Annotated in this window: 11 protein-coding genes; 5 read left to right on the top strand and 6 right to left on the bottom strand. The window is 69.3% G+C overall.

From position 1 onward, the window contains the following. The first annotated feature begins 91 nt into the window (after positions 1 to 91). From EGM71_RS00360 to EGM71_RS00350, 3 genes are all read left to right on the top strand, one after another. Positions 92 to 2,581 carry a DEAD/DEAH box helicase gene (locus EGM71_RS00360; RefSeq protein WP_188486981.1) on the top strand — a complete coding sequence of 830 codons (2,490 nt, stop codon included), beginning with the start codon at positions 92 to 94 and terminating at the stop codon, positions 2,579 to 2,581. Beyond that, entirely contained in the window at positions 2,578 to 3,600 is a 1,023-nt protein-coding gene (locus tag EGM71_RS00355) for a ribonuclease H-like domain-containing protein (RefSeq protein WP_188486979.1), read from the top strand. Before EGM71_RS00360 ends, EGM71_RS00355 begins: the two co-directional genes overlap by 4 nt. 78 nt (positions 3,601 to 3,678) lie before the next feature. Beyond that, positions 3,679 to 3,993: an I78 family peptidase inhibitor gene (locus tag EGM71_RS00350; protein WP_188486977.1), complete on the top strand. Its 315-nt coding sequence runs from the start codon at positions 3,679 to 3,681 to the stop codon at positions 3,991 to 3,993. Positions 3,994 to 4,059: 66 nt separating this feature from the next. On the opposite strand, the gene EGM71_RS00345 is transcribed toward EGM71_RS00350, so the two are convergent. The 5 genes from EGM71_RS00345 to EGM71_RS00325 form a co-directional block, all read right to left on the bottom strand. After that, positions 4,060 to 6,141: a M56 family metallopeptidase gene (locus EGM71_RS00345; RefSeq protein WP_188486975.1), complete on the bottom strand. Its 2,082-nt coding sequence runs from the start codon at positions 6,139 to 6,141 to the stop codon at positions 4,060 to 4,062. Positions 6,142 to 6,144: 3 nt separating this feature from the next. Continuing rightward, positions 6,145 to 6,531: a BlaI/MecI/CopY family transcriptional regulator gene (locus tag EGM71_RS00340; protein WP_075675736.1), complete on the bottom strand. Its 387-nt coding sequence runs from the start codon at positions 6,529 to 6,531 to the stop codon at positions 6,145 to 6,147. A gap of 108 nt (positions 6,532 to 6,639) precedes the next feature. After that, positions 6,640 to 7,452 (bottom strand): hypothetical protein, encoded by an 813-nt coding sequence (locus tag EGM71_RS00335; protein ID WP_188486973.1) that lies wholly within the window; start codon positions 7,450 to 7,452, stop codon positions 6,640 to 6,642. Between the two features lie 3 nt (positions 7,453 to 7,455). Continuing rightward, entirely contained in the window at positions 7,456 to 8,871 is a 1,416-nt protein-coding gene (locus EGM71_RS00330; protein WP_188486971.1) for an XVIPCD domain-containing protein, read from the bottom strand. Between the two features lie 123 nt (positions 8,872 to 8,994). Continuing rightward, positions 8,995 to 10,101: an SDR family oxidoreductase gene (locus tag EGM71_RS00325; protein ID WP_188486969.1), complete on the bottom strand. Its 1,107-nt coding sequence runs from the start codon at positions 10,099 to 10,101 to the stop codon at positions 8,995 to 8,997. A 216-nt stretch (positions 10,102 to 10,317) separates the two neighbouring features. On the opposite strand from EGM71_RS00325, the gene EGM71_RS00320 reads away from it, so the two are divergent. Further along, on the top strand, positions 10,318 to 10,626 hold the full coding sequence (locus tag EGM71_RS00320) for a hypothetical protein (protein WP_075675743.1): 309 nt from the start codon (positions 10,318 to 10,320) through the stop codon (positions 10,624 to 10,626). Here the strand turns inward: EGM71_RS00320 and EGM71_RS00315 are convergent. Next, on the bottom strand, positions 10,614 to 11,672 hold the full coding sequence (locus EGM71_RS00315; RefSeq protein WP_188486967.1) for a DNA topoisomerase IB: 1,059 nt from the start codon (positions 11,670 to 11,672) through the stop codon (positions 10,614 to 10,616). The genes EGM71_RS00320 and EGM71_RS00315 overlap by 13 nt on opposite strands. A 111-nt stretch (positions 11,673 to 11,783) precedes the next feature. Here EGM71_RS00315 and EGM71_RS00310 point away from each other — a divergent pair, with 111 nt between their 5' ends. Beyond that, positions 11,784 to 12,173 carry an I78 family peptidase inhibitor gene (locus tag EGM71_RS00310; protein WP_014035471.1) on the top strand — a complete coding sequence of 130 codons (390 nt, stop codon included), beginning with the start codon at positions 11,784 to 11,786 and terminating at the stop codon, positions 12,171 to 12,173. Positions 12,174 to 12,226: the final 53 nt, after the last annotated feature.

Below are 12,226 nucleotides of genomic sequence, written 5' to 3'. Positions count from 1 at the left end.
GGTTCACTCCGTCCCATGCCGGTGTCTCACATCCTGAGACGTGAGTGTGGTGCCATGTGACCCCTCGCAATCCGTCCCGGCTCCCTCTTCCATGGCCTACGAACTCGCCAAGCGCACCGCCGATGCCGAGCAGAAGCTCGCCACCCGCGATGGCCTGCCCGCCCGCGACGGCGCCCTGCTCAGCGCGCGACTGCAGCGCCGCTACCATGACCGCATCACCGGCAGCTTCGCCATTCCCGGCCGCGAGGGCCGCTACGCCCCCATTCCCGACTCGGTGCCACCGGCGCTGGCCGCGGCACTGAAGGCACGTGGCATCGAGCAGCTCTACAGCCACCAGGCCGAGGCCTGGGAGGCCAGCCAGCGCGGCGAGCACGTGGCCATCGTCACCCCCACCGCCAGCGGCAAGTCGCTGTGCTACACCCTGCCGGTGGTCAGCGCAGCGATGCAGGACAAGGACAAGGCGCTGTACCTGTTCCCGACCAAGGCGCTGGCCCAGGACCAGGTGGCCGAGCTGCTGGAACTCAACCGTGCCGGCGACCTGGGCGTAAAGGCCTTCACCTTCGACGGCGACACCCCCGGCGATGCGCGGCAGGCGATCCGCCTGCATGGCGACATCGTGGTGTCCAACCCGGACATGCTGCACCAGGCGATCCTGCCGCATCACACCAAGTGGGCGCAGTTCTTCGAGAACCTGCGCTACATCGTCATCGACGAGGTACACACCTACCGCGGCGTGTTCGGCAGCCATGTCACCAACGTGCTGCGTCGGCTCAAGCGCATCTGTGCGTTCTACGGCGTGCAACCGCAGTTCATCCTGTGCTCGGCCACCATCGGCAACCCGCAGGCGCATGCCGAGGCGCTGATCGAGGCCCCGGTCACCGCCATCACTGAATCCGGTGCGCCCAGCGGGCCGAAACAGGTGCTGTTGTGGAATCCGCCGGTGATCAACCCCGACCTCGGCCTGCGCGCCTCGGCGCGCTCGCAGAGCAACCGCATCGCGCGCATCGCGATCAAGTCCGGGCTGAAGACCCTGGTGTTCGCGCAGACCCGCTTGATGGTCGAAGTGCTGACCAAGTACCTGAAGGACATCTTCGACCACGACCCGCGCAAGCCACCGCGCATCCGCGCCTACCGCGGCGGTTACCTGCCCACCGAACGCCGCGAGACCGAGCGTGCGATGCGTGCCGGCAACATCGACGGCATCGTCAGCACCTCGGCGCTGGAACTGGGCGTGGATATCGGCAGCCTGGACGTGGTCATCCTCAATGGCTACCCCGGCAGCGTGGCCGCCACCTGGCAGCGCTTCGGCCGCGCCGGCCGCCGCCAGCAACCGGCGCTGGGAGTGATGGTGGCCAGCTCGCAACCGCTGGACCAGTACGTGGTGCGCCATCCGGACTTCTTCGCCGAGGCCTCGCCCGAGCACGCGCGCATCGCGCCGGACCAGCCGTTGATCCTGTTCGACCATATCCGCTGCGCAGCGTTCGAGCTGCCGTTCCGGGTCGGCGATGGCTTCGGCCCGATCGATCCGGAGGTATTCCTGGAAGCACTGGCCGAAACCGAGGTGATCCACCGCGAAGGCGAACGCTGGGAGTGGATCGCCGACAGCTATCCGGCCAACGCGGTCAGCCTGCGCGCGGTGGCCGACGGCAACTTCGTGGTGGTCGACCGCAGCGATGGCCGCCAGCAGATCATCGCCGAGGTCGATTATTCCGCCGCCGCACTCACCCTGTACGAAGGCGCCATCCACATGGTGCAGTCCACTCCGTACCAGGTGGAGACGCTGGACTGGGACGGCCGCAAGGCCTACGTCACCCGCACGCATGTGGATTACTACACCGACAGCATCGACTTCACCAAGCTCAAGGTGCTGGACCGTTTCGACGGTGGCGTGGCCGGCCGTGGCGATTCGCACCATGGCGAAGTGCACGTGGTGCGCCGCGTGGCCGGCTACAAGAAGATCCGCTACTACACCCACGAGAACATCGGCTATGGACCGGTGAACCTGCCCGACCAGGAACTGCACACCACCGCGGTGTGGTGGCAGTTGCCGCAGGCGTTGCTGCTGCGTGCGTTCGCCAGCAAGCAGGATGCGCTGGATGGTTTCCTCGGCGCAGCGTATGCGCTGCACATCGTCGCCACCGTCGCGGTGATGGCCGATGCGCGCGACCTGCAGAAGTCGGTCGGCAACGGCGATGGTGCATGGTTTGCGATCGCCGACCAGAGCGGTCGTGGCCAGCTGCGCGGCAGCAATGGCGACCCGGGGGCGGTGGAGCTGCTGCAGGAGTTCGTGCCGACGGTTTACCTGTACGACAACTTCCCGGGCGGCGTCGGCCTCAGCGAGCCGTTGTGGCAACGCCAGGCCGAGCTGGTGCAGCGCGCGCGCGAACTGGTGCAGCGCTGTGACTGCAAGGCCGGCTGCCCGGCCTGTGTCGGCCCGGTACTGGCCGCGCAGGAAGAAGATGAAACCTCGCCGCGTGCGCTGGCACTGCGTGTGCTCGACCTGTTCGATGCCGACGCCTGCCAGCATGTGCCCGACGTGGTGGTAACCGCGCGCGACCCGATGGAGCTGCTGGCACCGTGAGCCTGAGCCTGGACAAGCTGCGCCTGCTGCGCAAGCAGGCCGGCGACCCGAAAGCGGCCATGCCGGTGGCGCCGGACGTGCCCCCTGCGCCACCGGTACCCGTGGCCGCCAATGATGCGCGGCAACCACCGGCCGAACGTTCGGTGTTCGCCTGGGTCGAACAGGAGATCCGCCACAAGCCGACCGGCGCTGCGGCCTCCACACCAGCACCCGCATCGCTGCGTCGGCCGGAAGTAGGCAGCCTGCATCGCCTGCTCGGCCTGCGCTCGCGCGGCGGTGCCGCGCCGACGCGTGCCAGCGCGCAGGATCGACAACTGCCCGGCGAGGAGATCGCGCCGGGACTGTTCCTGATCGAATCGCTGCAACCGCAGCCGATCCCGACCGCCCCACTGTCGCTGGCCTTCGCCAGGCGCGAAGACCAGCACGTGGCTGCGCGCGATCTGTTGTTCTTCGATACCGAAACCACCGGCCTGGCCGGTGGCACCGGCACGCGTGCCTTCATGATCGGCGCGGCCGACTGGCACGTGTGCCCGCAGCGTGGCGAAGGCCTGCGCATCCGCCAGTTGCTGATGGCCACGATGGCCGCCGAGGACGCCATGCTGGCCACCTTCGCCCGCTGGCTGCAGCCGTCCACCGTGTTCTGCAGCTACAACGGCCGCAGCTACGATGCGCCCCTGCTGAAGGCGCGCTACCGGCTGGCCCGGCAGCCAGACCCGATCACCGCGCTGGATCATGTCGACCTGCTCTACCCCACGCGCCGTCGCTATCGCGGCAGCTGGGAGAACTGCAAGCTGTCCACCATCGAACGCCAGCTGTTGCGCGTGGTGCGCGAAGACGACCTGCCCGGCTCGGAAGCACCCGGTGCATGGCTGCGCTTCCTGCGCGGCGGTGATGCGGTGAACCTGCGCCGGGTAGCCGATCACAACCACCAGGACGTGGTGACCCTGGCCCTGCTGCTGCAACGGCTGGTGCATGAGGAACAGCGCGAGCGCGAAACGCTGGCGCTGGTCGGGCAGTAATGGCGCAGGGCCGCGTTGACACGCCCTGACGGTGGCAGCGGTGACACTGCCGCCACCATCCACGCCTGGAGCCCGACGATGCGCCTCACTCCGTTTGCCCTGCTCGCCATCCTGCCGCTGGCCGCCTGCAGCCACGCCGGCAGCAGCACCACTCACGATGCCGCGCCAGCGCCCGTGGCCGACGCCGCACACGAATGCAAACCGGAGGCACTCGAGGCCTTCACCGGCAAGACCGCCGACGAAGCCACGATCAGGAAGCTGGTGGCCGACAGCGGCGCGCGCAACGCACGGGTGGTCAAGCCGGGCATGGCGGTCACCATGGACTTCCGCCAGGACCGCGTGACCGTGCAGGTGGACGCGCAGAACCGGATCGAACGCGCCAGCTGCGGTTGATCGCTCAGGGTAGTGCCGGCCGCTGGCCGGCACCCCACATCGCCGGCCAGTGGCCGGCACTACCGATCAGAGTCGCTCGGCCTTGCCACTGGCCAGTGCGCGTGCGATCACTTGCTGCGCCTGCTGCGATGCCTGGGCCTGCACGCGTGCCTGGCGCTCGCCCAACGCGGCCTGCTGGCTGCCCAGCGCCGCCTGGCGGCTGGCCAGTTCAGACTGCTGGCTGGCCAGGCGCTGCATGTCGCGGCTGCGACTGGACTGCGCAGCATCGGCACGGGCTTCCTGCATCGCACGACGTGCCTCGGCAGCGGCCTCACGCGCGCCCGCCATGTCGTTGGTCACGCTGCGCGCCGCCTCACGCACACCGGCCACGTCTACGGTCAAGCCACGCACCGCCTTCACCGCTTCCGCCGCAGCCGCCGCATCGTGGGCCGCACCGCGCGCCGCCTTCGCCGCTTCCGCCGCCGCTTCGCGGTTGATGTCATGCGCCGCCATCGCGCTGCGCGCAGCCTCGGTGGCGGCCAGTGCGATGCGACGCGCCTCCTCGCCCTGCAGGCGGCCCATCTCGCCCATCTGCCTGCCGAGTTCGCCCTGCTGGCGACCCAGCACACTCTGCTGGCGGCCCAGTTCGCTCTGCTGGCGGCCCAGATCCACCGCGCCGCTGTAGGCACGCTGCAGGGTCTGGATCATCATCGGGTCACGCACCACGTAGCGCTTGTCACCCTGGCGGAACCACAGCGCCGGGCCCTTGCCGAGCTGCCTGCGGGCGACCGTCACGTCGTCCATGCCGCCGTTGGCGAAGGTCGAATCGCCATCGACCAGCACGAAGGCCTCCGGCGGCGATTTGCCCAGGTCCAGGCGGCCGTAGGTGGTGATGGACGTGGTGCGGGAAGTCGTGTGCTCACTGTGCATGCCGGTATCGACATCGGCATCGACATCCACGTCGACCGCCACATCCACATCGTCCGGACCTGACAACGCCTCGACGTCAGCCGGCTCGGCGGGCGGCACGGGCGCCACCGGCGCGGCCGGAACACGCGCAGCCGAAGGCGGTGCGGGCGGCGCTTTCGGAGCCTTCGGCGGCGGCGGCACCACGGCCTTCGGCGCCGCAGGAGGCGCGGGCGGGGCCGGCGGCACCGGCGCAGCGACCAGTCGCATCGGCGCCACGCCCACCAGCACCACCACAGCGGTCAACGCCATCGCCAGGATGCGCGGGCAAGACCGGCGCGACTGCAGCGAGAGCAGGCGACGCTTGAGGCTGGTGGTATCCGGTGCGGCACTGGCCACGCCCAGGTGCGGCTGCGGTGCCACGCCCAGCTGCAGCAGCAGGCGGCCATAGGCCTGGCGGCTGGCGCCGTGCTGGCCAACCACCGCTGCATCCACCGCTTCCTCGCGGGCCTGTGCATATTCACGCACCGACAGGCGCAGCAGCGGGTGGAAGAAGAACAGGTGCTGGGCCAGTGCGGGCAGCAGGCCCCACTGCAGGTCACGCCGCTGCAGGTGCTGCAGTTCGTGGGTCAGGGCCAGGTCCAGGGCATCGCCCTGAAGGGCGTTGTCGCCGGCCGGCAGCAGCAGCACCGGACGGAACGGACCGACCAGCTGCGGTGCGTCCACCTGCGTGCTCATCCACAACCGCGGCGCAGGACGCACGCCGTGCGCATCGGAGGCCAGCTGCAGGGCCTGCACCAGCGCCTCGTCCTCACAGGGATAGGCCGCTGCCAGCAGCGCGCGGCAGCGACGCCACTCACCGAAGGTACGCAGCGCCATCAGCAGCACGCCGGACGCCCACAGCGCGGCCAGTGCGACGGCCCACCACGCCACCGCCGGCACGTCCGGCGCCGGCATCGGCATTGCGGCCAGCAGCTGTGCCGAAGCTTCCGGAGCCAGCGGGTAGACCATATCGGCGGCCACATCGGTCGCGGTCATCGCCACCGCCTGCGGTGCCGGCAGCCAGGCCAGCTGCAACGGCTGGCTCCAGAACAGGCCGAGCACGGCCTGCAGCGACACCAGCCACCACAGGCGGCAGCGGGTCGCCGCCGACAATGATGGCAGCGCGCGGCACACGCCATACACCAGGGCCACCAGCAGCACGGTCTGCAGGCTGGTCCAGCCCAGGCGTTCCAACATCGGGATCAGCATCGTGGTGTCCATGGCTCAGCCCTCGTGGCGGCGCGATTGGAGTTGGGCGACCAGCGCTTCCAGCTCGGCCAGTTCGTTGTCGCTGACCTGCTGGCGCTTCGACAGGTAGGCCACGAACGGCGACACCGAGCCCTGCAGGGTGTTGTCGACGAACTGCGCCACCGCGCCCTGCAGAACGCTCTCCGGGCCACGGGTGGCCTGGTAGCGGTAGACGCCGTCCTGCTGCTGGCGCTGAAGATACCCCTTCGCCCGCAGCCGCTCCATCATCGTCAGCACGGTGGAGCGGGCCAGGCCGCGGGCCTCGCCGTAGCCGCTGGCAACCTCGCCGACGCTGGCCGGCGCATGCTCATCGATGTACTGCAGCAGGGCCAGTTCCTGGTCCCCGATCGTCTTGCCACGCATGACACCACTCCCTTGACTACACGTGTCGCCACTGTCTGCGTGACGACAACTGTAGTCAACCCCCCGAAAGTCATGGGCCGACGAACGGTAGGGGGATGACCTGCCGACTCAGCGCCCGGTCACGAACGGGTCGCCCTTGCACGGCAGCAACGGGCTGTCGTCGCAGGGCCACAGCGCGGCAGGTACGGTCCTGGCCACCTCGAAATGGTCCTCGTTCCAGCGCAGGAAGCCTGCATGAACCGCATTGCCATGGTCGAAGCTGCGCGCATCGGCGGCCAGTGGCTGTTCGGGATCGGCCTCGGCCACCCAACGCAGCACCGGCACCTTGTCCAGCTGCCCGATGAAGGCGAACAGATCGCCCGCGCCCTTGCCCTGATAGGCCGCCATCGCCGCCGCGTCGGGCAGCTCGGCCTGCGCCAGCAACGACGCGGTGACATCCTGCAGCGGTGCCGCTCCCTGTGCGATGTAGGCGCGCATGCCCGTGGTGGTTGCCGGGCAGTCCTGCAGCTGCACCAGATACCCGGTGGTACCGCCACTGCCGGAGAACGACCGCATCCAGTAGCGGAAACGCGGCCCGCTGCTGTCGGTGACCATGACGTCCTGCTGGCCACCCTGTGCGGGAATGGAAAGCACCTGCACGTTGCTGGTGCCCTCCACGTTGCACTTCAACTGCGCCAGCACCTGCCTGGCCGGTTCCGGCAGTGCTTCGTAGCGGCCACCGGGGTGGGCGCTGCCGGAGGCTACCGGCAGTGCGGGCAATCCGCGATCAGTGGGCACGGTCTGCGCAGGCAAGCCCTCCGGTTTCGCCGCCGGGCTGGCGGCGGGCGCTACCGGCGCGGCGCGCTCTCCAGCGGGCGCACAGGCGCTGCAGACCAGCAGCAGCATCAACGAAACGCTCGGCATCAGGTGTGATCGGATCATCGCTCAACGCCCTCCCATCGCCGGCGCTTCCTGCGGTTGTGCAGGCGCGGGTGTAGGCGCAGCCTGTTCGCGCGTTTGCTGCTGCAGCTGGCGCAGGCTGGATTCCACCGCGGTCTCGCGCACCTCGGCCGCATTGACCCCTGCGCGCAGCGCCGCAGGATCAGCAGGGCTGCCCTGCACCAGGAACAGTGTCTCGCCCGCCGCACGGCCGGCGCTGGGATTGCTGGCCACGATCTGGTCGACCCGGGTGATGCCCGCAGCCTTCGCTTCGCGCAGCATCACCAGACTGTAGTCCTCGGCATGCTCGGCGTAGCGTCCGCCCAGGGCTTGCAGGCGCGTGCTGATCTGCTGCTGCAGGGCATGATCGCGATGCTGCGGCTGGCGGGGGTCGTCGTTGGCCGCGAGCGGCACGTCCTGCCCCAGCTCGCGCGTCTGGCCGGGTGCAACCGAGGTCAGCACGTACTGCCAGCGGTTCTGCCCAGGCGTGCCGCGTACCGTCGACACGAAGTCGTCGTACTCTCCGCCGCCGATGGTCTGGCAGCCGGCCGAATCGGTGTTGGACCGGCTGCCGCGATGGATCTTGAAGGTGTCGTTGAGGTCCTGCACGCCCTGGGTATCGCGCGCATCGAACCAGCCGTCGCCATTGCTGTCGCGCTCCACCCGTCCGGCGCCCGCGGTGATCGCGTCCTGCGAAGGACGCAGCGCGAACTCATCGGGATGGCCATTGCGTGGATGGGTGGTCGCGCGCATCTCGGTGGTGCCTTCGCCCAGGCGCCCGAGGTCCTTGACCCGGTCGCCGTTGACATCCTCACCCTCGGTCTTGGTGCGCGGCGCCACGTCGCCGAACCCCGGGCTGCGCGGCGTGGTCTTGGCATGACCGTCGTACTGGGCGGTCGGCTCGGTCGTGGCCTGGTTGAACTCGCGCACATGGCCATGGCCCTGCGCATCCTTCCACAGCACTACGATGCGATCGTCATAGACGCCACGCCCACGTGCCTCGGTGGTGCGGTTCTCGTCGCGCAGCCCCAGCACCACGCGGTCCTGCGTTGCCATCGCGTCATTCGCAGCGGTATTGCCGCGCTGGGCCACGATGCTGCCGTACACGTCGTACTGCTGGGCCTGGCTCAGGCCCGCGGTCTCAGCCGCATCGGGCATCCGTGGTGGACGCGCCGCGTTGCCCAGACGGTCCAGCATCGGGTTCACCGTGGCCGCATCTGCTGCGGCAACACCTCCGCTGCGCCGCAACGCCTCGAGCTCGGTAGCGGCGCGCACCGACACGTAGCGGTCCAGCGCTTCCTGCACCACCGCGGTCTGGCCGCTGTGCAGGGCGTCCAGGCGGGCGGCGGCACCGCGCACGTCGTTCTGCCGCAACAGGGCAGCGACTTCGTCGGCCGCTGCGTTGATATCCAGTTCGGGCATGGTCGGTCCTTGAACGTGATCGGCGTGGGGGTCCAGCCTACTCCAGAGCGCCTGCCGGGCCTTTGACACCTGCCACACAGCCGCGCGAAGCCTCGTTCAGGAGGCTCCGCACAGCCCGGCGGTTCAGCCTCGCGGCCCGCCCATCACCGGCAGGATCACCCCGCTGATGTAACTGGCACAGACCGGCGAGGCCAGGAACACATAGGCGGGTGACAGCTCTTCGGGCTGTGCAGGCCGGCCCATGTCACTGTCCCTGCCGAATTCGGCGACATCCTCGGCCTGCTTGTCGGCCGGGTTCAACGGCGTCCACACCGGCCCCGGCGCTACGCAGTTGACCCGGATGCCGCGTGGCAACAGCTGGCTGGCCAGCGCCTTGGTGAAGGCATGGATGGCGCCCTTGGTGGCCGAGTAATCGATCAGCGCCTTGCTGCCGAAAATGCCGGTTTCCGAACCGGTGTTGATGATGCTGGCGCCTTCGCCCAGATGCGGCAGCACCGCGCGCGCCATCTGGATATAACCGCCGATGTTGGTCTGCAGGGTTTCCTGCAGGTGCGCGTCTTCCAGGTCTTCCAGCCGCTCGCAATGCAGCTGGAACGCGGCGTTGTTGACCAGGATGTCGATGCCGCCGAACGCCTTGGCCACCTGCTTCACCGCCTTGTTGCAGAAGCGCGGGTCGCGCACGTCGCCGGCGATCACCACGCAGCGGCCGCCTTCGCGTTCCACATGCTGGCGGGTGACATCGGCATCCTCGGCCTCGTCCAGGTGCAGCACCGCCACATCCGCGCCTTCGCGTGCGAACAGTACCGCCACCGCACGGCCGATGCCGGAATCGCCGCCGGTGACGATCGCGCGCATGCCCTGCAGCTTGCCGCTACCGGCGTAGTCCGGTGCCAGGAAACGCGGCGCCAGCTGCAGTTCGTGTTCGTGCCCGGGCTTGGCCAGCTGCTGGGCCGGCATCGCCTCCGGTTGCCGGCGTGCGCCGGCCTGGGTTGCAGTCTTCTTTGTAGCCTTCTTTGCCGCGCGCACATCCTTCGCCTTTTCCTGGTCCTGCAGGCGTCGCTGCCGGGCCGCCACGCGCGCGGCCCGTGGATCGCTAGCGGCCGCCTTGCGGGTCGCGGTCTTCACCACCCGTGGGCGAGCGGGGTCGGCAGCGGTCTGCGTCGCGGTGCTGCCTTTGCGCACTTTGGGCGAGGCCTTGCGGCGGACGGGGGTCTTTCGGGTGGTGGCCATGCAGGTCTCCTCGAGGGGGAATGGGGTTGCCGGCCAGCGGCCGGCACTACCGGGCGCATGCGCCGCAGTACCGGGGGTGGCATCCGCCGCGCCTGCAGTGTCTCCACCCATGCTGTGGGCAGCGGTGAATACGCCGTGTCCACGATGTGCACGGTATTCATTGCGCCACCACGTGCACCGCCGCAGGCTGCACGCAACCACACGAGGAACGCCTCCATGAAACATGCCATCGCCACCGCCGCCGTCTGCTTTGCCCTCGCCGCCTGCAGCAGCACGCCGGTGGCCCAGGTGCAGCCGATCGACGGCGTGATTTCCGGCCAGTGCCACAGCGACATGGTGCGCGGCGCACTCGGTCTTGCTGCGTCGGATGCCACCGTGGCCCGCGCACGCGTGGACAGCGACAGCCTGCACGTACGGGTGCTGCGCCACGATGGTCCGCGGGTGCCTCCGGCACACGAAGGCGGCGACCGCCTGACCATCGAGAAAGGCCGCACCAACAACATCGTCGCGATCTACTGCGGCTGACGACTGCGGCTGAGCCGGCGCGCCCTGCGCAGCACACGCAGGGTGGCCTGTTCCCACTGGCGCGGCCCACGCAGGCCGGCCAGCCTGGCCAGTTCGCCGCGCTCCCAACCGGCGAACACGCACGGGTCGATGTACGCCTTGCGGCACACCGCCGGGGTGTTGCCCAGCAGCGACGCCACCTCGCACACCACCGCACGCTGCGCCTGCGCCAGGGCACGCTGGCTGGCCGGTTCCGGCAGCTCGGTGGCGGCGAACGCCTGCACGGCCGCCACCGTACCGCCCCAGGTGCGGAAATCCTTGGCGGTGAAGTCCTCGCCCATCACCTCGCGCAGGTAATCGTTCACCGCACCGGAGTCCACCGGCTGCAGCGCACCGTCGTCATCGCGGTACTGGAACAGCGCTTGTCCCGGCAGCTGCTGCAGGCGCCGCACCAGCAGCCCCAGCCTGCGATCGCCCACGGTCACCTCCTGCAGCTGCCCGGACTTGCCACGGAAGCGCATGCGCACGCGGCCGCCGCGCAGCAGTTCCAGATGCCGGTTGCGCAGTGTGGTCAGCCCGAACGAACGGTTCTGCTGTGCATAGGTTTCGTTGCCGACCCGCACCAGTGTATCGGCCAGCAGCGCGACCACCATCGCCAGTACCTTTTCCTGCGGAAACCCGGGCCGTTTGAGATCCCGCGACAGCCGCCGCCGCAGCGTGGGCAACGCCTCGCCAAAGGCGATGATGCGGTCGAACTTGCCGGCGTCGCGCTCCTTCGCCCAGTTGGCGTGGTAGCGGTACTGCTTGCGCCCGCGGGCATCGCGGCCGGTGGCCTGCAGATGGCCATTGGCGTGGGCGCAGATCCACACGGCGGTATACGCAGGTGGAATCGCCAGCGCGCGGATGCGCTGCAGGGTGGCGGCATCGCGGACCGCGTGGCCATCGGCATCGCGATAGCTGAAACCCTTGCCAGCGCGGCGCCGGCTGATGCCCGGCTGGGTGTCATCGACATAGCGCAGGCCTGCAGCACGCGCAGCCTGTCGTTCGGGGGTAGAGGGGGTTGGCATGCCCGCAGTGTCGCCGCCGCGATGCCGCGAACCTGTCGATAACACAAGACAAACACGTGAGGGTCGGTTCGCCGCTATGCTCGGGCTTTCACAATCCCTTCCGGAGTCATGATGTCGTTCCCGATTCGCGCCCGTTCGCTCTCCGCCCTGCTGCTGCCGGCCGTGCTGGCCCTGACCGCCTGCCAGGCACCGGCGCTGGATGAACAGGATTCGGCCACGGCCCATGCCCAGCAGGCTGCCGAAGCCGCCAAGGCACCGGCCGATGAAGCCGGCAAGGCCACCGAGGCACCGCCGGTCGGCACCTGCGATGCCAGCCAGGTGCAGAGCCTGGTCGGCCAGGCCTACGCCGACGCGCTGGGCAAGCAGGCGCAGGAAGATGCCGGTGCCCACCAGCTGCGCGTCATGAAGCCCAATGATGTGGCCACGATGGAGTTCCTCGGCGACCGCCTGAACATCGAAGTGGACGACAAGGGCCTGGTCAGCGGCGTGCGCTGCGGCTGAGTTCGACCCCGCGCCGGCACGGAGTTGCCGGCGCGTTCTGTTGCACCTGCAAC

Origin of the sequence: Stenotrophomonas maltophilia, assembly GCF_006970445.1 — a bacterium.
Classification (GTDB): Bacteria; Pseudomonadota; Gammaproteobacteria; order Xanthomonadales; family Xanthomonadaceae; genus Stenotrophomonas; species Stenotrophomonas maltophilia_AU.
This window is presented reverse-complemented; position numbering and strand designations above follow the sequence as displayed.